The sequence below is a fragment of the Brevundimonas sp. genome (genome assembly GCF_051860745.1).
Taxonomy (GTDB): Bacteria; Pseudomonadota; Alphaproteobacteria; order Caulobacterales; family Caulobacteraceae; genus Brevundimonas.
The window spans coordinates 1-17,449 of the sequence record NZ_JBHYDN010000007.1; the positions used below are offsets into that span (position 1 = coordinate 1).

21 protein-coding genes are annotated in these 17,449 nt (G+C 65.9%); 20 read left to right on the forward strand and 1 reads right to left on the reverse strand.

The genetic code is table 11. The annotated features are described in order from the left end of the window. The first annotated feature begins 324 nt into the window (after positions 1-324). From ACTIEW_RS09370 to nuoI, 16 genes are all read left to right on the forward strand, one after another. Entirely contained in the window at positions 325-702 is a 378-nt protein-coding gene (locus tag ACTIEW_RS09370; protein WP_439477645.1) for an NADH-quinone oxidoreductase subunit A, read from the forward strand. Then, a complete protein-coding gene (locus tag ACTIEW_RS09375) occupies positions 672-1,343 on the forward strand; it encodes a NuoB/complex I 20 kDa subunit family protein (protein ID WP_439477646.1) in 672 nt (223 codons plus the stop codon). Before ACTIEW_RS09370 ends, ACTIEW_RS09375 begins: the two co-directional genes overlap by 31 nt. Continuing rightward, positions 1,340-1,996: an NADH-quinone oxidoreductase subunit C gene (locus ACTIEW_RS09380; protein ID WP_439477647.1), complete on the forward strand. Its 657-nt coding sequence runs from the start codon at positions 1,340-1,342 to the stop codon at positions 1,994-1,996. Before ACTIEW_RS09375 ends, ACTIEW_RS09380 begins: the two co-directional genes overlap by 4 nt. A 2-nt stretch (positions 1,997-1,998) precedes the next feature. After that, entirely contained in the window at positions 1,999-2,403 is a 405-nt protein-coding gene (locus tag ACTIEW_RS09385; RefSeq protein ID WP_439477648.1) for a hypothetical protein, read from the forward strand. Next, positions 2,396-3,655 (forward strand): NADH-quinone oxidoreductase subunit D, encoded by a 1,260-nt coding sequence (locus ACTIEW_RS09390; protein ID WP_439477649.1) that lies wholly within the window; start codon positions 2,396-2,398, stop codon positions 3,653-3,655. Before ACTIEW_RS09385 ends, ACTIEW_RS09390 begins: the two co-directional genes overlap by 8 nt. Further along, positions 3,655-4,026, forward strand: coding sequence for an SgcJ/EcaC family oxidoreductase (locus ACTIEW_RS09395; protein ID WP_439477650.1), 372 nt, complete (start codon positions 3,655-3,657; stop codon positions 4,024-4,026). Before ACTIEW_RS09390 ends, ACTIEW_RS09395 begins: the two co-directional genes overlap by 1 nt. After that, positions 4,023-4,424, forward strand: coding sequence for a hypothetical protein (locus ACTIEW_RS09400; protein WP_439477651.1), 402 nt, complete (start codon positions 4,023-4,025; stop codon positions 4,422-4,424). Before ACTIEW_RS09395 ends, ACTIEW_RS09400 begins: the two co-directional genes overlap by 4 nt. A 172-nt stretch (positions 4,425-4,596) precedes the next feature. Next, positions 4,597-5,259 carry an NADH-quinone oxidoreductase subunit NuoE gene (gene nuoE / locus ACTIEW_RS09405; RefSeq protein ID WP_439477652.1) on the forward strand — a complete coding sequence of 221 codons (663 nt, stop codon included), beginning with the start codon at positions 4,597-4,599 and terminating at the stop codon, positions 5,257-5,259. Beyond that, positions 5,256-5,522 (forward strand): hypothetical protein, encoded by a 267-nt coding sequence (locus ACTIEW_RS09410; RefSeq protein WP_439477653.1) that lies wholly within the window; start codon positions 5,256-5,258, stop codon positions 5,520-5,522. The genes nuoE and ACTIEW_RS09410 overlap by 4 nt, the downstream gene beginning before the upstream one ends. Positions 5,523-5,525: 3 nt before the next feature. Beyond that, entirely contained in the window at positions 5,526-6,839 is a 1,314-nt protein-coding gene (gene nuoF, locus ACTIEW_RS09415) for an NADH-quinone oxidoreductase subunit NuoF (RefSeq protein ID WP_439477654.1), read from the forward strand. Between the two features lie 131 nt (positions 6,840-6,970). Beyond that, positions 6,971-7,444, forward strand: a complete 474-nt coding sequence (locus tag ACTIEW_RS09420) for a hypothetical protein (protein ID WP_439477655.1) — start codon at positions 6,971-6,973, stop codon at positions 7,442-7,444. Further along, entirely contained in the window at positions 7,444-7,899 is a 456-nt protein-coding gene (locus ACTIEW_RS09425; RefSeq protein ID WP_439477656.1) for a TM2 domain-containing protein, read from the forward strand. The genes ACTIEW_RS09420 and ACTIEW_RS09425 overlap by 1 nt, the downstream gene beginning before the upstream one ends. A 36-nt stretch (positions 7,900-7,935) precedes the next feature. Then, complete coding sequence (gene nuoG, locus ACTIEW_RS09430; protein ID WP_439477657.1) at positions 7,936-9,981, forward strand: NADH-quinone oxidoreductase subunit NuoG; 2,046 nt, start codon at positions 7,936-7,938, stop codon at positions 9,979-9,981. Positions 9,982-9,984: 3 nt separating this feature from the next. After that, a complete protein-coding gene (gene nuoH, locus ACTIEW_RS09435) occupies positions 9,985-11,169 on the forward strand; it encodes an NADH-quinone oxidoreductase subunit NuoH (RefSeq protein WP_439477658.1) in 1,185 nt (394 codons plus the stop codon). After that, entirely contained in the window at positions 11,166-11,375 is a 210-nt protein-coding gene (locus tag ACTIEW_RS09440; protein WP_439477659.1) for a hypothetical protein, read from the forward strand. The genes nuoH and ACTIEW_RS09440 overlap by 4 nt, the downstream gene beginning before the upstream one ends. Then, on the forward strand, positions 11,375-11,866 hold the full coding sequence (gene nuoI / locus ACTIEW_RS09445; protein WP_439477660.1) for an NADH-quinone oxidoreductase subunit NuoI: 492 nt from the start codon (positions 11,375-11,377) through the stop codon (positions 11,864-11,866). Before ACTIEW_RS09440 ends, nuoI begins: the two co-directional genes overlap by 1 nt. Positions 11,867-11,870: 4 nt before the next feature. Here the strand turns inward: nuoI and ACTIEW_RS09450 are convergent, their stop codons facing one another. Then, positions 11,871-12,686, reverse strand: coding sequence for a methyltransferase domain-containing protein (locus ACTIEW_RS09450; RefSeq protein ID WP_439477661.1), 816 nt, complete (start codon positions 12,684-12,686; stop codon positions 11,871-11,873). A gap of 235 nt (positions 12,687-12,921) precedes the next feature. On the opposite strand from ACTIEW_RS09450, the gene ACTIEW_RS09455 reads away from it, so the two are divergent. From ACTIEW_RS09455 to ACTIEW_RS09470, 4 genes are read left to right on the forward strand one after another with little or no spacing between them, the layout of a single operon-like run. Next, positions 12,922-13,551: an NADH-quinone oxidoreductase subunit J gene (locus ACTIEW_RS09455; protein ID WP_439477662.1), complete on the forward strand. Its 630-nt coding sequence runs from the start codon at positions 12,922-12,924 to the stop codon at positions 13,549-13,551. After that, positions 13,551-13,859 carry an NADH-quinone oxidoreductase subunit NuoK gene (nuoK, locus tag ACTIEW_RS09460; protein ID WP_439477663.1) on the forward strand — a complete coding sequence of 103 codons (309 nt, stop codon included), beginning with the start codon at positions 13,551-13,553 and terminating at the stop codon, positions 13,857-13,859. The genes ACTIEW_RS09455 and nuoK overlap by 1 nt, the downstream gene beginning before the upstream one ends. Before the next feature lie 2 nt (positions 13,860-13,861). Further along, positions 13,862-15,958, forward strand: a complete 2,097-nt coding sequence (gene nuoL / locus ACTIEW_RS09465) for an NADH-quinone oxidoreductase subunit L (RefSeq protein WP_439477664.1) — start codon at positions 13,862-13,864, stop codon at positions 15,956-15,958. A gap of 11 nt (positions 15,959-15,969) precedes the next feature. Next, positions 15,970-17,448, forward strand: coding sequence for an NADH-quinone oxidoreductase subunit M (locus tag ACTIEW_RS09470; RefSeq protein ID WP_439477775.1), 1,479 nt, complete (start codon positions 15,970-15,972; stop codon positions 17,446-17,448). Position 17,449: the final 1 nt, after the last annotated feature.

Below are 17,449 nucleotides of genomic sequence, written 5' to 3' on the forward strand. Positions count from 1 at the left end.
CTCGAACCCGCGACCTCCGGCGTGACAGGCCGGCACTCTAACCAACTGAGCTACACCCGCGTACTCCCGACGCGAAGCAGTGCTCCGCGGCGAGGGGCGTCGTTTAGGCGGGGGGGGCTCGCACTGTCAAGCGACGAAGCCGCGGCCCGCGACAGTTTTTCGGTCGCGTCAGGGGCCTGCGCAGAGCCCCGTCGAAGGGGCGGCAGGGTTGCGAACCGTTCGCAAGAAAAACCTTTCGTCACATGGGTTTGAACGGGCGCGGTTCCAAGGCTAGAAAGCGCCGAATCCGCCCCTCCCTTTGACGGCGGACAAGGTCCCTTCCGGATGAACGCATTCCTGCTCGAATATCTGCCGATCGTGATCTTTCTCGGGATCGCGGCGGCGCTCGGCGTCGGTTTCATGCTGGCGGCCTGGGTGCTGGCCCCGAAGAACCCGGACAGCGAGAAGCTGTCGGCCTATGAGTGCGGCTTCAACGCCTTCGACGACGCGCGCATGAAGTTCGACGTACGCTTCTATCTGGTGTCGATCCTGTTCATTATCTTCGATCTGGAAGTGGCCTTCCTGTTCCCCTGGGCGGTGTCGATGTTCGATCTGTCGCGCTCGGGCATGGTGTTCGCCTTCTGGTCGATGATGGTCTTCCTCGGCGTGCTGGCTGTCGGTTTCATCTACGAATGGAAGAAGGGCGCGCTCGAATGGGAGTGACGACCAATACCGTGCCGCTGATCGGCGTCGGCAACCAGGGCGCTTCGCCCGTGGGGCCGGCGTCCTCGCGCCTGGCCGGGCCGATGAGCACGACCATGTTCAACACCGGCGCCCGCTCGTCTGTCGAGGGCTATGACCCGGCCATCCACGACAAATTCTTCGAGGCCGTGAACGCCGAACTGGGCGAGCGCGGCTTCATCACCACTTCGCTGGATGACGTCATCAACTGGGCCCGGACGGGTTCGCTGATGTGGATGACCTTCGGGCTCGCCTGCTGCGCCGTCGAGATGATGCAGGCGTCCATGCCGCGCTTCGACATGGAGCGGTTCGGCATGGCCCCGCGCGCCAGCCCGCGTCAGTCGGACCTGATGATCGTGGCCGGCACCCTGACCAACAAGATGGCTCCCGCGCTTCGTAAAGTATACGATCAGATGCCGGACCCGCGTTACGTACTTTCGATGGGTTCATGCGCTAACGGTGGCGGGTATTATCACTATAGTTACAGTGTTGTTCGCGGTTGCGATCGCATTGTGCCGGTGGACGTCTATGTCCCCGGCTGTCCGCCGACGGCGGAGGCGCTGCTGTACGGGCTGCTGCAGCTGCAGAAGAAGATCCGCCGCACCGGGACGATCGACCGATGAACGCGCTCGCCCGTATCCAGGAACTCGAGACCGCCCTGACGCCGCTGGGGGCGGAGATGGTCGGGGCCCTGGGCGTCGAGGCCCAGATAGCGTTCGGCGAACTGACGCTGATCACCGACCGCGACAGCATCCTCGAGGTGCTGACGGCGCTGAAGGACCGGTTCGGCTTCCAGCAGCTGCTGGACATCTGCGGGGTCGACTTCCCTGATCGCGAGGAGCGGTTCGAGGTCGTCTATCACCTGCTGTCGATGACCCGGAACGCGCGCGTGCGGGTCAAGCTGACGACCGACGAGGTCCAGCCTGTGCCCAGCGCCGTGGGCGTCTTCCCTTGCGCCGACTGGTTCGAGCGCGAGGCGTTCGACATGTACGGCATGCTGTTCGAGGGCCACCCCGACCTGCGCCGGCTGCTGACCGACTACGGCTTTCAGGGGCATCCGCTCCGCAAGGACTTCCCGATGACCGGGTATGTCGAGGTCCGGTACGACGAGGAGCAGAAGCGGGTTGTGTACGAACCCGTCAAACTGACCCAGGAATTCCGGAACTTTGATTTCCTGTCGCCATGGGAGGGCGCCGAATATCCGGCGACGATCCTGCCCGGCGACGAGAAGGCCGTGGCCGGTTCGGCCGCGCCGCCGCCAAAGGGTGGAGCATGACCATGAACCGCACCGCCATCCGATCGGCCTCTTCCTTCTTTCTGGTGACCTTTTCGACGGCCTTCCTGTTCACGCTCGGGGCGCGGCTGACCGGCTGGTTCACGCGGGCGCCCGAGGTGGAGCCGGCGCAGCTGCAGTCGCTGGGGGTGGCGATCATGGTGGCCGTGGTCTGTCTGGCGGTCGGGGCAGGGATCCGTCGGCTGTCGGCCGGCGAGCTGCAGAGCGCGCTGCTCGGCGCCTCGGCGGTGCTGCTGTCGACGCCGCTGGCGCTGGCGGTGCTGACCGGCAACTGGGAGCTTTCGACCGCCGCGGTCTCGGGCATGGGCGTGCTGACGCTGGCCCTGGGCTGGCTGGTGGCGCTGACCCGCAAGGGGCGTTTGCACGACGAGGATTCCGTTGATGGCTGACGGCCACGCCCCCCAGACGCCGATCGGCGCCACCGACATCTTCGATGACGGCCTGACCGACCACGCCCGCGCGCTGGACGACCGGAAGTTCACGATCAATTTCGGTCCGCAACACCCGGCCGCCCACGGCGTGCTGCGCCTGGTGCTGGAGCTGGACGGCGAGCTCGTCACCCGCGTCGACCCGCACATCGGCCTGCTGCATCGCGGCACCGAAAAGCTGATGGAGGCCCGGACCTACCTCCAGAACGTGCCCTATCTGGACCGCCTCGACTATGTCGCGCCGATGAACCAGGAGCACGCCTTTTGCCTGGCCATCGAGAAACTGCTGGGCGTGGACGTGCCCTACCGGGCCCAGCTGATCCGGGTGCTGTATTCCGAGATCGGCCGCATCCTCTCGCACCTGCTGAACGTGACCACCCAGGCCATGGACGTCGGCGCCCTGACGCCGCCGCTGTGGGGCTTCGAGGAACGCGAGAAGCTGATGGTGTTCTACGAGCGCGCCTCGGGCGCCCGTCTGCACGCCAACTATTTCCGGCCTGGCGGCGTCCATCAGGACCTGCCGAACGACCTGATCGATGACATCGGTCGCTGGTGCGCGGAGTTCCCGGCGGCGCTGAAGGACATTGAGTCTCTCGTCACCGAGAACCGCATCTTCAAACAGCGCAACGTCGACATCGGCGTGGTGTCGAAACAGCAGGCGCTTGAGTGGGGCTTCACCGGCGTGATGCTGCGCGGCTCGGACATTCCGTGGGACCTGCGCAAGTCGCAGCCGTACGAATGCTACGCCGACCTCGAGTTCGACATCGCCGTCGGCAAGAACGGCGACTGCTGGGACCGTTACCTCTGCCGTATCGAGGAGATGAAGCAGTCGGTTCACATCATGGAGCAGTGCATCCACAAACTGCGCAACTGCCCCGGCGAGCCGGTGATGACCGAGAACAACAAGATCGTCCCGCCGCGGCGCGGTGAGATGAAGCGGTCGATGGAAGCCCTGATCCACCACTTCAAACTCTATACCGAGGGCTTCCGTACGCCCGAGGGCGAGGTCTATGCCTCCGTCGAGGCGCCCAAGGGCGAGTTCGGCATCTATCTGGTCTCGGACGGCACCAACAAGCCGTACAGGGTCAAGATCTCGGCCCCCGGATTCCGCTCGCTGCAGGCCATGGACTGGATGAACCGCGGCCACATGCTGGCTGACGTGAGCGCCATCCTGGGGTCGCTCGACATCGTGTTCGGGGAAGTGGACCGGTGATGTTCGACTGCGATCCCGCCGCCGTCATCGACCAGCAGCTCGCCGCATGGCGCGCGCGCGACGCGGAGGCGTTCGCGTCGCACTATGCCGCCGATGCGGTGATGACGGACCATCCGGGCGTGGTGACGTTCAGCGGACGCGAAGCCATTCAGGCGCGCTATGCCCAGGCCTTCGCAGCGAGGGGACCAGCGGAAGTCGTCATCGAGACGCGCATTGTCTCGGGCGAATACGTCATCGACGACGAGGCGATCTCGAGCGCGCAGGGGTCAGCACGCGGCGTGGTGATCTACCGGGTGCAGAACTGCCTGATCGGGCGGGCCGACTATCTGCCGTTCCAGAGGACCCCAGCCGCGACGGAGGCGGCCCGGTGACCGCCTTCGCCGTCGATCCGATCTTCACCCAACTGCAGGCGATTGCGTTCGCCGGGCTGCTGACGTTCGCCGTCGCGATTCAGTTTGCCTTCTCGCCCAAGCGGCGCGCCATCATGGGCGGGCTGAAATTCGCTCTGGCCAGCGCCGTGGTCGCCGCCCCGGGCCTGGCGGGCGTGACCTTCGTGCGCGGCGCTTACCGGCTCGGCTATCTGGAAGAGGGTCGGGGGTTCTGGGAGGCCAATCTGCGTTCGCTCGTCTGGATGAGCGGCGCAATCTTCGCGGGCCAGATGGCCGTGCGTTTCCTGCCGCCGATGTCGTGGCTTTTGCGCGATCTGCGCGACGCCGGGCGCGTGGTGTGGAGCGAGCGGCTCGGCCGCTGGATGGGGAGGGCGCGATGATCCCGGCCCACCCCAACCCCGTCATCCTCGGGCTTGTCCCGAGGACCCATGGCGCCGACCAGGGCAAGATCTCAACGTGCGTCCGAGCCTTCGGCGCACAACTTTCATCCGTCCATGCGGCGGGACAATGGGTCCTCGGGACAAGCCCGAGGATGACGGAGTTTTGGACACGATGAGCGTTCGTCGTCTCGCCAAGGTACAGCCGGCCTCGTTCGCCTTCTCGAAGGCGACCAAGGCGAAGTGCGACTGGTGGATCGCCAAATACCCCGCCGACCGCCGCCAGTCGGCGGTGATCCCGATCCTGTGGCTGGTGCAGAAGCAGGAGGGCTGGTGCCCGGAGCCGGCGCTGCGCGCCATCGCCGACCTGCTGGGCATGCCCTACATCCGGGTGCTGGAGGTCGCGACCTTCTACACCATGTTCATGCTCGAGCCGGTCGGCTCGGCCGCTCTGATCCAGGTCTGCGGCACCACGCCCTGCATGCTGCGCGGCGCCGGCGAGCTGATGGACGTCTGCAAGAAGAAGATCGGGCCCAAGGACGTGCTGAGCGCCGACGGCCGCTTCACCTGGCAGGAGGTCGAGTGTCTCGGCGCCTGCGCCAATGCGCCGATGGCCCAGATCAACGACTATTATTTCGAGGACCTGACCGCCGACAGCATGGCGCAGATCATCGACGACTTCGCCGCCGGCAAGAAGCCGAAACCGGGCAGCCGCGTCGGCCGGACCAGTTCGGAACCGGAAGGCGGGGCCCTGACCCTGACCGATCCCCAACTCTATGACGGCTCGGCGGCGAAGAAGATCGAAAAGCTGCCAAACTCTGATCCGGTGACGGGATGAGCCGGCCTGATCTGACCGACGAGGCGAAGATCGCGGCCTACCGAGCCGAGCTGCGCTCGGTCGGTCGCAACCAGCGACTGGGCGGGTTCGCTCTGGTCATCCTCGGCGCCATCGCCGTCTGGGGCGCCGGCTATGCGGGCGGTGCGGCCGAGGCGGTCCAGTGGGTCGGCTACGCCGCCCTGGCCCTCGGCTGGGCCCTGATGCTGGCCGCCATCTTCCTGCGCACCCGCTATCACCGCCACCGCATGCGGGAGACGAACTGAACCATGGTCGGCATCCTCGAAGACAAGGACCGCATCTTCACCAACCTGTACGGTTTCCATGACTGGACGCTGGAGGGGGCGAAGACGCGCGGCGCGTGGAACGCCACGAAGGACATGCTCGACCTCGGGCGCGACTGGATCATCTCCAACGTCAAGAACTCGGGCCTGCGCGGACGCGGCGGCGCGGGGTTCGGCACGGGGCTGAAATGGTCCTTCATGCCGAAGGAGGTGAAGGACCGGCCGCACTATCTGGTCGTCAACGCCGACGAATCCGAACCCGGGACCTGCAAGGACCGGGAGATCATGCGCCATGATCCCCAGCTGCTGATCGAGGGCTGCCTGATCGCCTCCTTCGCGATGCAGGCCCACGCCTGTTACATCTATCTGCGCGGTGAATATGTGCTGGAACGCGAGCGCATGGAGGCGGCGGTCAAACAGGCCTATGAGGCGAAGCTGATCGGCAAGAACAACGTCCACGGCTGGGATTTCGACGTCTACATCCACCACGGCGCGGGCGCCTACATCTGCGGTGAAGAGACGGCTCTGCTGGAGTCGCTCGAGGGCAAGAAGGGCCAGCCGCGACTGAAGCCGCCGTTTCCGGCCGGCGCCGGCCTGTACGGCTGCCCGACCACGGTGAACAACGTCGAGTCGATCGCGGTCGTCGGCACCATTCTGCGCCGCGGGGCCGAATGGTTCGCGGGCTTCGGCCGGCCGAACAACACGGGCACCAAGATCATGTCGATCAGCGGCCATGTGAACCGGCCGTGCAATGTCGAAGAGGCGATGTCGATCCCGCTGCGCCAGCTGCTGGAAGACCATTGCGGCGGCGTGCGCGGCGGCTGGGACAATCTGAAGGCCATCATCCCGGGCGGATCGTCGGTGCCGCTGATCACGCGCGAGATGAGCGAAGTCGCGCTGATGGATTTCGACAGCCTGCGCGACATGAAGTCGGGCCTCGGCACGGCGGCGGTAATCGTCATGGACCAGTCGACCGATCTGGTCCGCGCCATCGCCCGCATCAGCTATTTCTACAAGCATGAGAGCTGCGGCCAGTGCACGCCGTGCCGCGAAGGCACGGGCTGGATGTGGCGGGTGCTTGAGCGGATGGCGGTCGGCGAGGCCGATCCGACCGAGATCGACCTGCTGCTGGACGTTTCGACCCAGATCGAGGGCCACACCATCTGCGCGCTCGGCGACGCCGCCGCCTGGCCGGTACAGGGGCTGATCCGGCATTTCCGTCACGAGATCGAGGAGCGCATCTCCTCCTACCGCAGCCGCCGCGCGAATTTCGCCGGTCATGCGATCGCGGCGGAGTAGGGATGAAGGATCACCCCATTTTCTCCGTCATCCTCGGGCTTGTCCCGAGGACCCATGGCGCTCCGGCACGGGCGTCAGGGCTTTCGCGCGCTCGTGCGACGGACAAATGGGTCCTCGGGACAAGCCCGAGGATGACGGGATTGGGGGCGGCGGCGCTCCTTTCGCTGGCGGCCTGCAACGCTGAATCCGAAAAGGCGGCGCCGACGCCGGAGGAGACGGTCCCGGCCGCGAGCCCGGCCCTTGACGCCGAGCCCCGCGCGCCCGTCGCCCTGACCGACGCCGATCTGCGCCGGGTCTGCCGCGCCGGTCTTGCGGCTATCCACGGGCAGGATGAAAACTCGATCACCATCGACGCGCTGAATGGCCCCATCGCCCATGTTTCGTGGCGCGCGCCGGTCGACGGGGGACGCCGCCGCGCCCAGTGCCGGGTCGATGGCGATCTCGTCATCTGGAAGCCGGCGGATCGTACCAGCCCCATTGACGACCGCTGGATGGACCAGGCCGGCGATCCGGTGACGCGGTTCGTGCTCGACGGCGAGACTGTGACGATCAACCAGACCCTGCCTGACAGCGGCGCGGTCGCAGACGATCAAGGGCGGGGCTGATGCGCGGCAAGGTTCTGAGTTACGACGACTACACCGGCTCCGGTCTGATCAGCGGCGACGACGGCGTGCGTTATACCTTCACGCGGGGCAGCCTGATGGGCGGCGCGCGGGAGGCATTTCCGGGGTCGCAGGTCGATTTCGAGATCGCCGACGGCGTGGCGACCAATATCTACGTCATCGCCGGGGCCTCGCTGAATCTGTCGGGCGACAAGAACCGGATCGTCGCGGCCCTGCTCGCCTTCTTCCTCGGCTGGCTCGGCATCCACAAATTCTACCTCGGCAAGACAACCGCCGGGGTGCTCATGCTGCTGGGCGGGACGATCGGCTGGATCACCTTCGGCATTATTCCCTTCATCGTCGGCGTCATCGCCTTCATCGAATTCATCATCTACCTGGTCAAATCCGACGGCGAATTCCACCGCGACTATGTCGCGGGGAACAAGTCCTGGTTCTGATCCGGTCCGCTTGTAAGAACGCAGAGGTCGCGGCGAATGCCCATCGCGAAAGTCAACGGCGTAGAGGTCGAGTTCGAGCCCGGGATGACCGTGCTCCAGGTCGCCGAACGCGCCGGACAGGAGATCCCGCGCTTCTGCTATCACGAGCGGCTGTCGATCGCCGGCAACTGCCGCATGTGCCTGGTCGAGGTGAAGCCGGGACCGCCGAAGCCGCAGGCTTCGTGCGCCCTGCCGGCCGCCGAGGGCCAGGAGATCTTCACCGACACGCCGATGGTCAGGAAGGCGCGCGAAGGGGTGATGGAGTTCCTTCTCATCAACCACCCCCTGGACTGTCCGATCTGCGACCAGGGCGGCGAATGCGACCTGCAGGACCAGTCGGTCGGCTATGGCCGCGACGGCTCCCGCTATGCGGAGAACAAGCGCGCGGTTGAAGAAAAGAACATGGGTCCGACCATCAAGACCTTCATGACACGGTGCATCCAGTGCACCCGCTGCGTGCGGTTCGTGACGGAAGTGGCGGGCGTGCCGGACATCGGCATGATCTCGCGCGGCGAGGACGCCGAGATCACCACCTATCTCGAGAAGGCGGTCGACAGCGAACTGTCGGGCAACGTCAACGACCTGTGCCCGGTCGGCGCCCTGACCCACCGGCCGTGGCAGTACCACTATCGTCCGTGGGAGCTGAAGAAGACCGAGACCATCGACGTCATGGACGCCCTCGGCTCCAACATCCGCGCGGATGCGAAGGGCAGTGAGGTCATGCGCATCCTGCCGCGCGTCAATGAGGGCATCAACGAGGAGTGGCTGTCGGACATCAGCCGGTACGCCGTCGATGGCCTGCAACGCCAGCGGCTGGACCGGCCCTGGGTGCGCGAGAACGGCAAGCTGCGCGCCGCGTCGTGGGAAGAGGCTTTGGGCGTTGTCGCGGCCAAGCTGAACGCCGCCCCGGCCGACCGGATCGGCGTCATCGCCGGCGACCTGCAGGACGCGGAGTCGATGAAGGCGGCGCTGGACCTGTTCCGCGCGCTGGATTCGGCCAATACCGACTGCCGTCAGGACGGCTCGGCGCTGGGCTATGGGCCGCGCGAGGGCTGGCTGTTCAACTCGGGCCTGGCGGGCGTCGAGAACGCCGACGCCGTGCTGATCGTGGGCGCCAATCCGCGCACCGAGGCGCCGCTGCTGAACACCCGCCTGCGCAAGGCGTGGCTGGGCGGCAAGACCGGGATCGGTCTGATCGGCGAGCAGGCGAACCTGACCTATGACTACAGTTGGCTGGGCGCGGGTTCGAAAACACTGGCCAAACTGCCCAAGGCGGCGATGGACTTCTTGAGCAAGGCCGAGCGGCCGGCGATCATCATTGGTTCGGGCGCCGTGTCAGGCCCGGACGGCGCAGCCGTGCTGAACGCGCTCGGCATGCTGGCGAAGAAGGTCGGCGTGGTCACCGATGGCTGGAACGGCTTCAATGTGCTGCACAGCGCGGCGTCGCGGGTGGCCGGCCTCGACATGGGCTTCGTCCCGGCCGAGGGCGGCAAGACGGCGGCGCAGATGGCGGCCAAGGGCGCGCTGGATGTGCTGTTCCTGCTCGGCGCCGATGAGATTGACCTGTCGAAGTCCAAGGCTTTCCGGGTCTATCTGGGCAGCCACGGGGACCGGGGCGCTCATGGCGCCGACGTGATCCTGCCGGGTGCGGCCTATACGGAAAAGTCGGGCCTGTACGTCAACACCGAGGGCCGGGTGCAGATGGCCGAACGGGTCGTCTTCCCGAAAGGCCAGGCCAAGGAAGACTGGGCCGTGCTGCGCGCCCTGTCGGCGCTGGTCGGTCAGACCCTGCCGTACGACACGCTCGACGCCCTGCGCGGCAAGCTGATGGCGGACCACCCGACGTTCGGCCGGATCGACTATCTGCCGGCGCCGGCGTCGTTCGATGTCGGTTCGCTGGGCCGGAAGGGCGAGCTGGGCGACAGCGCCTTCGTTTCGGCGGTGCGCGACCCCTATCTGAACAACCCGATTACGCGCGCCAGCGTGACCATGGCCGAGTTGTCCGCCCAGCGGATCGCCCCGGTCGCGATGGCGGCGGAGTAAGCGATGACCGACGTCGTGAAACACCGCTCCAACCCGCTGGCGACCATCTTCCTGACGGTGGTCGGCCTCGCTGTGGCCGCCGGCCTCGCCTTCCTGGCGGTCTGGCTGTGGGGTCAGATTCCGCCGACCTTCTGGACCAGCCCGGTCGGGTGGCTGCTGATCACCGCCGGCGGCATCCTGCTGGTCACGGTCGGCATCCTGATCTCGCTGGCCTTCCTGCTGCTGGCGGACCGGAAAATCTGGGCCGGCGTGCAGATGCGCAAAGGGCCGAACGTCGTCGGGCCGTTCGGCCTGCTGCAGTCGTTCGCCGACTTCTTCAAATTCGTTCTGAAGGAAATCATCGTCCCGGCTGGCGTCGACAAGGTGGTGTTCCTGCTGGCGCCGCTGCTGACCTTCACCCTGGCGTTCGTCGCCTGGGCGGCCATTCCGTTCGCACCCGGCTGGGTTATTTCCGATCTCAACGTCGGCATCCTCTACATCTTCGCGATCAGTTCGCTGGGCGTGTACGGCATCATCATGGGCGGCTGGGCTTCGAACTCGAAGTATCCGTTCCTGGGATCGCTGCGGTCCGCCGCGCAGATGGTGTCCTATGAGGTCTCCATCGGTCTGGTGATCATCAACGTCATCCTGCTGGCCGGGTCGATGAACCTGACCTCGATCGTGACGCAGCAGTCGGGCATGTTCTGGAACTGGTTCGCCTTCGGCGGCGGGGCCGGGACATGGCCGCTGATCGTGGTGATGTGGCCGATGGCGATCATCTTCTTCGTCTCGGCCCTGGCCGAGACCAACCGCCCGCCGTTCGACCTGCCCGAGGCCGAGTCCGAGCTCGTGGCCGGCTATCAGGTCGAATATTCCTCGACCCCCTACCTGCTGTTCATGATCGGCGAATACGCCAACATCGTCTTCATGTGCGCCATGATCACCCTGCTGTTCTTCGGCGGCTGGAACCCCGGCGTGCCGCAGGACTGGCTGGACGCCCTGCCGGGCTGGCTGGAGCAGGGGATCTATCTGGTCACCTTCCTGGGCAAGACCGTGTTCTGGTTCTGCATGATCGCCCTGGTGAAGGCCTTTGTGCCTCGTTACCGCTATGACCAGCTGATGCGTCTGGGCTGGAAGATCTTCCTGCCGACCTCGCTGGTCTGCGTCGTCGTGGTCGCCGCCTGGCGCGTGTTCGCGGTGGGTGCATGAGCCGGATCCTGACCCTTCTGCTGGCCGCCGCGACGCTGTCGGCCTGCGCTCCCTATGAGCCCGAGCCGGTCTCGCCGTATCAGTGGCAGCAGCGGCAGGAGCGTATCGAGCGGCAGGAGGCCGAGCGCCTGCGCCGCTGTGCAACCATGGACCAACAGAGCGAGCGTTACGCCCGCGAGTGCCCGCGCACCGGAGCCAGCCAGTAATGTTGAACCGTCTCGTCCAGGCCGCGAAGGGTGCGCTTCTGATCGACGCCGTCGGCGCGATCGGCCTGTCGCTGAAATACATGGCCCGGCCCAAGGCCACAGTGAACTATCCGTTCGAGCGCAATCCGCAGTCGCCGCGCTTCCGGGGCGAGCACGCCCTGCGCCGCTACGCCAACGGCGAGGAACGCTGCATCGCCTGCAAGCTCTGCGAGGCCATCTGCCCGGCCCAGGCCATCACCATCGAGGCCGAACCACGCGCCGACGGCAGCCGGCGCACGACCCGCTACGACATCGACATGGTCAAATGCATCTACTGCGGCCTGTGCGCGGAAGCCTGCCCGGTCGACGCCATCGTCGAGGGCCCGAACTCGGAGTTCACCGTCGAGACGCGGGAAGAGCTGCTCTATGACAAGGACCGGCTGCTCGCCAACGGCGACCGCTGGGAGCGACTGATCGCGAGGAATCTGGAGATCGACGCGCCGTACCGGTGACCCGTCATACCTTCTCGGCGATGATCTCCAGCACCATCGGGGTGATGATAACCGCGTCCGGATCGGCCTCGGCGGCGTCGAAGGCGGCGGTGACGCGATCGGCCCAGGCCTGATCGACCTTGCCGGCCTCGACCAGATGGCGCGGATAGTTGCGCCCCCAGGTCGCCGGCCACTGCCAGACGAGATCGCCCTTGCGCACCGTCTCGACGAGGGGCTGCATCGAGCGGATGCGGAAGCCCGCTGCGGGCAGCAGGGCGGGCAGGAAGCGGCCGATGTCAGGCTCGCCGCCCGAGGCGCGCCAGTCGTCGACGACCAACTGCTTGAAATCCTCGATGGCCGGCTGGTCGGGCAGGATCGAGAATGTCCCGTAGTCCAGATACTCATGGATCACAGCCACGCCGCCGGGGCGCAGGGCCGCGTGCAGCTTGGCCAGGACGGCGGCCGGATCGTTGACGAAGGCCAGAACCCAACGAATCCAGAAGGCGTCGGTGCCGGTGATCGGCAGGGGATCGGTGACGAGGTCCACGGTCGCGGCGTCGATGTTGCGCAGGCCACGCGACGCGGCCGAGCGGTTCAGGACCTCGACGAACCGTGCTGACCGCTCCAGCGCCTTCACCCGGCCCTCGGGCCCGACGATTTCGGCCAGATCCAGACTGGCCCAGCCGGGGCCGGCGCCGGCGTCGATGACGGTCGAGCCCACCGTGATTCCGGCCCTGCGCCAGGCGTCCAGTACGCGCGGACGCCACACCCGATGCTGCAGGCCGAGGCGTTCGACCTCGGCGTCGTGGGTGCCCAGCAGATAGTCGCGCTCTTCGCTCATGACGGTCCCTTTGGTTCGCAATCAAACTGGGCGCGCGAGCCCCGATGGACAAGGCGTCGCCGAGCGGCAATCGGTCGTCGCATTCGGTCTTTGCAAAGGCCCCGGCGGCGGTTAGAAGTCGCGCGCTTTCCGAGGCTTTCCGGGCGGGATTCGCGCGCCGGGTTTCGGGTTTTGTCTGAACCGTCCGCTGGCCGCCGCCTCGCTCGCCGGCAAAGCGTGAGGAGCCGATCGCGCGATGCTCTTGCAAGGCCTGGCCTTCTATCTTCTGTCGGCTGTGGCCGTGCTGGGCGGCCTGATGGTCGTGACGGCGAAGAACCCCGTGCACAGCGTGCTCTGGCTGATCCTCGCCTTCTTCTCGTCGGCGGGGCTGTTCGTCCTGCTCGGGGCGGAGTTCCTGGCGATGCTGCTGGTCGTCGTCTATGTCGGCGCCGTCGCGGTGCTGTTCCTGTTCGTGGTGATGATGCTGGACGTCGACTTCGTGCGCCTGCGCGAGGGCTACGCCCGCTATCTGCCGCTGGCGGCCATTGTCGCGGGCATATTGCTGGCCGAGATGATCATGATCTCGCTGGCCGTGGTCAGCGGCGGCGCCGCCGCTGATGCGACCGGGCCGGTCGCCGCCACCGCTGACGCGTCCAATGTCGAGGCCATCGGGCGGGTGCTCTACACCGACTATGTCTACATCTTCCAGGCGGCGGGGATCGTGCTGCTGATCGCCATGATCGGCGCCATCGTCCTGACCCTGCGTCACAAGCCCAACGTCAAGCGCCAGAACGTCGCCCGCCAGGTCGGCCGCGATGCGAAGACCGCCATGGAGGTCAAGTCCGTGACCACCGGCGCCGGCGTCACCCCCGAGGATCTGGTCTGATGGAAGTGACCCTGCAGCACTATCTGGCGGTGGGCGCGATCCTGTTCACCATCGGCGTCTTCGGCATCTTCGTGAACCGCAAGAACGTCATCATCATCCTGATGTCGATCGAGCTGATCCTGCTGGCCGTGAACATCAATTTCGTCGCCTTCTCGGCCTATCTGAACGACGTGCAGGGGCAGATCATGGCCATGTTCGTCCTGACCGTCGCCGCGGCCGAAGCCGCCGTCGGTCTGGCCATTCTGGTGACCTTCTTCCGCAACCGCGGCGACATCGCGGTTGACGACGCCTCCGTGATGAAGGGCTGACCGTGGATCTCGTGCTTCTCGTCACCCTCGGCGTCTTCGCCCCGCTGCTCGGCGCGATTATCGTCGGCCTGAGCGGCCGGCGGCTCGGCGACCTGGTCTCCAAATCCATCACCACCGGCCTGCTGTTCTTCTCCTGCGCCGTCGCCTGGATCGTGTTCAGCCAGTGGACCTGGGGCGGTCTCGAGGCCTTCACGGTCGAGCTGTTCCCCTTCATCAATGTCGGTGATTTCCAGTCGGTCTGGTCGATCCGCATCGACGCCCTGTCGGCGGTCATGCTGGTCGTGGTCACCAGCGTGTCCTCGCTCGTCCACCTCTATTCGTGGGGGTATATGGCCGAGGATCCCGACAAGCCGCGCTTCTTCGCTTATCTGTCGCTGTTCACCTTCGCCATGCTGGCGTTGGTCACCGCCGCCGACTTCATGCAGCTGTTCTTCGGCTGGGAAGGGGTGGGGCTGGCGTCCTATCTGCTGATCGGCTTCTGGTACAAGAAGTCGACCGCCAGCGCCGCCGCCATCAAGGCGTTCGTGGTCAACCGCGTCGGCGACTTCGGCTTCGCCCTCGGCATCCTGACCGTCTTCTGGATGTTCGGCACCATCCAGTTCGCCGAACTGTTCCCCATGATCGCCTCGAAGGCGGGCACGGGCTGGGACTTCCTCGGCCACACATGGTCGGCGCTCGACCTCGCCGGAGCCTTGCTGTTCGTCGGCGCCATGGGCAAGTCGGCCCAGTTCTTCCTGCACACCTGGCTGCCGGACGCCATGGAGGGCCCGACCCCGGTCTCGGCGCTGATCCACGCGGCGACCATGGTCACCGCCGGCGTCTACATGGTCTGCCTGCTGTCGCCGATCTATGAATACGCCCCGGTCGCTTCGGCCATCATCGCCCTTACCGGCGCGGTGACAGCCCTGTTCGCCGCCACCGTCGGTCTGGCCCAGAACGACATCAAACGGGTCATCGCCTATTCGACCTGTTCGCAGCTCGGCTACATGTTCTTCGCGGCAGGCGTCGGCGCCTATCAGGCCGCCATGTTCCACCTGTTCACCCACGCCTTCTTCAAGGCCCTGCTGTTCCTCGGCGCCGGCTCGGTGATTCACGGCATGCATCACGAGCAGGACATGCGGAAGATGGGCGGGCTGTGGAAGCTGCTGCCCGTGACCTATGCCGTCATGACCATCGGGACCATCGCCATCACCGGCCTGGGTATTCCCGGCGTCGGCGGTCTGGCGGGCTTCTATTCCAAGGACTCGATCATCGAGAGCGCCTTCGCCTCGTTCTCCAGCGGCCATTCGGCCATGGGGCTGTTCGCCTTCTTCGTCGGCATCCTCGCCGCCGGCCTGACCGCCTACTATTCCTGGCGTCTGGTGTTCATGACCTTCCACAACAAGCCGGTGTGGAAAGACGTGCATCACGATGACCACGCGCATGACGACCACGCCTCGCATGCCCAGCTGGAAACCCATTCGGAGCCCATCGCCGACGGTCACGCGGAAGATGGGCACGCCCATGACGACCACGCGCATCACGGCCCGCTGAAGCCGCACGAGAGCCCGTGGGTGATGCTGGTTCCGCTGTTGCTTCTGGCGCTCGGGGCGATCGCCGCCGGCTTCGTCTTCGCGCCCTGGTTCATCGGCGATCACGAGCATGGCTTCTGGCGTGGAGCGATCTTCGTGGCCGAGACCAACCATGTCCTGCACGACAGCCACTCCGTCCCGACCTGGGTGAAGTGGTCGCCGCTGGTCCTGACGCTGATCGGCACCTTCGCGGCCTTCTGGCTCTATGTGATGAAGGAAGGCATGGCGCGCCGGATGGCCGATCGCGGCGGTGTGGTCCACGCCTTCCTCTACAACAAATGGTATTTCGACGAGCTGTATGACGTCGTGTTCGTGAAGGGCGCCAAGGCGGTCGGCGACCTGTTCTGGAAGGTCGGCGACGTGAAGATCATCGACGGCGGCGGGCCCAACGGTATGGCGTGGCTGTCGCGGAAATTCGCGGGCGGCCTGAGCCGCTTCCAGTCCGGCTATGTCTATTTCTACGCCTTCGTGATGTTGCTCGGTCTGGCCGGCTTCCTCGCCTTCGCCATCTATGCGTGGGGAGCCTGATCTTGCCCCAGATCCCCTATATCCTCAGCGTCGCCACCTTCCTGCCGCTCGTCGGCGCCGGCCTGATCCTGCTGGCGCGCCTGTTCAACAAGGCCGGGGCCGACGGCGCTGCGCGCTGGATCGCCCTGTTGACGACCGTGGTCACCCTGGCTGTCTCGGCCGTGCTGGTCGCGACCTTCGATCCGTCGAGCGCCGCCTATCAGTTCGTCGAGCGCTATGTCTGGTTCGTGGGCGCCCAGTACCACATGGGCGTCGACGGCATCTCGATCCTGTTCGTGCTGCTGACCGCCTTCCTGATGCCGATCTGCATCCTCGCCAGCTGGACCACGATCAAGGACCGGGTGGTCGACTACATGATCGCCTTCCTCGTGCTGGAGACGCTGGTCATCGGGGTGTTCACCTCGCTGGACCTGTTTCTGTTCTACATCTTCTTCGAAGGCACCCTGGTGCCGATGTTCATCATCATCGGCGTGTGGGGCGGGGCGAACCGGATCTACGCCTCGTACAAATTCTTCCTCTACACCCTGCTGGGGTCGGTGCTGATGCTGCTGGCCATGCTGTGGATGGCGGCCGAGACGGGCACCACCAGCATTCCGGCGCTCAAGGAATACGCCTTCTCCGCCGAGGCCCAGCCGCTGCTCTGGCTGGCCTTCTTCGCCTCGTTCGCGGTCAAGATGCCGATGTGGCCGGTGCACACCTGGTTGCCCGACGCCCACGTCCAGGCGCCGACCGCGGGCTCGGTCATCCTGGCCGGCATCCTGCTGAAGCTGGGCGGCTACGGCTTCCTGCTGTTCAACCTGCCCATGTTCCCGCAGGCGTCGCAAACCTTCGCGCCGCTGGTCTTCACCCTGTCGGCCATCGCCATCGTCTACACCTCGCTGGTCGCCTTCCGGCAGACGGACATGAAGAAGCTGATCGCCTATTCGTCGGTGGCCCACATGGGCTTCGTGACCATGGGCATCTTCGCCGGCAATGATCAGGGCGTGCAGGGCGCGGTGTTCCAGATGCTGAGCCACGGCCTGATCTCGGGCGCGCTCTTCCTCTGCGTTGGCGTGGTCTATGACCGGATGCACACCCGCGAGATCGCCCTGTACGGCGGCCTGACCGCGCGGATGCCGTGGTTCGCGGCCATCTTCATGCTGTTCACCATGGCCAACGTCGGCCTGCCGGGCACCTCGGGCTTCATCGGCGAGATACTGACCATGGTCGGCATCTATGAGGTCTCGACCTGGACGGCGCTGTTCGCGGCCTCGGGGGTGATCTTCTCGGCGGTCTATGCGCTGACGCTGTACCGCAACGTCATGTTCGGCGAGATCACCAATCCGGCGATGAAGGCGATCACCGACGTCGACAAGCGGGAACTGCTGATCTTCGCGCCGCTGATCATCGGCACCCTGTGGCTGGGCGTTCAGCCCGGTCTGGTGCTGGACTACACCGCCGCCTCGGTCGAGGCCCTGACGACCACCTATCGCGCCGCGATCGGCGGGTGAG

What these genes read in the sequence shown, in the direction of transcription:
- ACTIEW_RS09385 (WP_439477648.1), top strand. Translation starts at nt 1,999, where the DNA reads ATGAACCGCACCGCCATCCGATCGGCCTCTTCCTTCTTTCTGGTGACC.
- ACTIEW_RS09425 (WP_439477656.1), top strand. Translation starts at nt 7,444, where the DNA reads ATGCGCGGCAAGGTTCTGAGTTACGACGACTACACCGGCTCCGGTCTG.
- ACTIEW_RS09410 (WP_439477653.1), top strand. Translation starts at nt 5,256, where the DNA reads ATGAGCCGGCCTGATCTGACCGACGAGGCGAAGATCGCGGCCTACCGA.
- ACTIEW_RS09375 (WP_439477646.1), top strand. Translation starts at nt 672, where the DNA reads ATGGAAGAAGGGCGCGCTCGAATGGGAGTGACGACCAATACCGTGCCG.
- ACTIEW_RS09380 (WP_439477647.1), top strand. Translation starts at nt 1,340, where the DNA reads ATGAACGCGCTCGCCCGTATCCAGGAACTCGAGACCGCCCTGACGCCG.
- ACTIEW_RS09370 (WP_439477645.1), top strand. Translation starts at nt 325, where the DNA reads ATGAACGCATTCCTGCTCGAATATCTGCCGATCGTGATCTTTCTCGGG.
- ACTIEW_RS09440 (WP_439477659.1), top strand. Translation starts at nt 11,166, where the DNA reads ATGAGCCGGATCCTGACCCTTCTGCTGGCCGCCGCGACGCTGTCGGCC.
- ACTIEW_RS09395 (WP_439477650.1), top strand. Translation starts at nt 3,655, where the DNA reads ATGTTCGACTGCGATCCCGCCGCCGTCATCGACCAGCAGCTCGCCGCA.
- nuoG (WP_439477657.1), top strand. Translation starts at nt 7,936, where the DNA reads ATGCCCATCGCGAAAGTCAACGGCGTAGAGGTCGAGTTCGAGCCCGGG.
- ACTIEW_RS09455 (WP_439477662.1), top strand. Translation starts at nt 12,922, where the DNA reads ATGCTCTTGCAAGGCCTGGCCTTCTATCTTCTGTCGGCTGTGGCCGTG.
- ACTIEW_RS09390 (WP_439477649.1), top strand. Translation starts at nt 2,396, where the DNA reads ATGGCTGACGGCCACGCCCCCCAGACGCCGATCGGCGCCACCGACATC.
- nuoI (WP_439477660.1), top strand. Translation starts at nt 11,375, where the DNA reads ATGTTGAACCGTCTCGTCCAGGCCGCGAAGGGTGCGCTTCTGATCGAC.
- ACTIEW_RS09450 (WP_439477661.1), bottom strand. Translation starts at nt 12,686, where the DNA reads ATGAGCGAAGAGCGCGACTATCTGCTGGGCACCCACGACGCCGAGGTC.
- nuoE (WP_439477652.1), top strand. Translation starts at nt 4,597, where the DNA reads ATGAGCGTTCGTCGTCTCGCCAAGGTACAGCCGGCCTCGTTCGCCTTC.
- nuoK (WP_439477663.1), top strand. Translation starts at nt 13,551, where the DNA reads ATGGAAGTGACCCTGCAGCACTATCTGGCGGTGGGCGCGATCCTGTTC.
- nuoF (WP_439477654.1), top strand. Translation starts at nt 5,526, where the DNA reads ATGGTCGGCATCCTCGAAGACAAGGACCGCATCTTCACCAACCTGTAC.
- nuoH (WP_439477658.1), top strand. Translation starts at nt 9,985, where the DNA reads ATGACCGACGTCGTGAAACACCGCTCCAACCCGCTGGCGACCATCTTC.
- ACTIEW_RS09420 (WP_439477655.1), top strand. Translation starts at nt 6,971, where the DNA reads ATGACGGGATTGGGGGCGGCGGCGCTCCTTTCGCTGGCGGCCTGCAAC.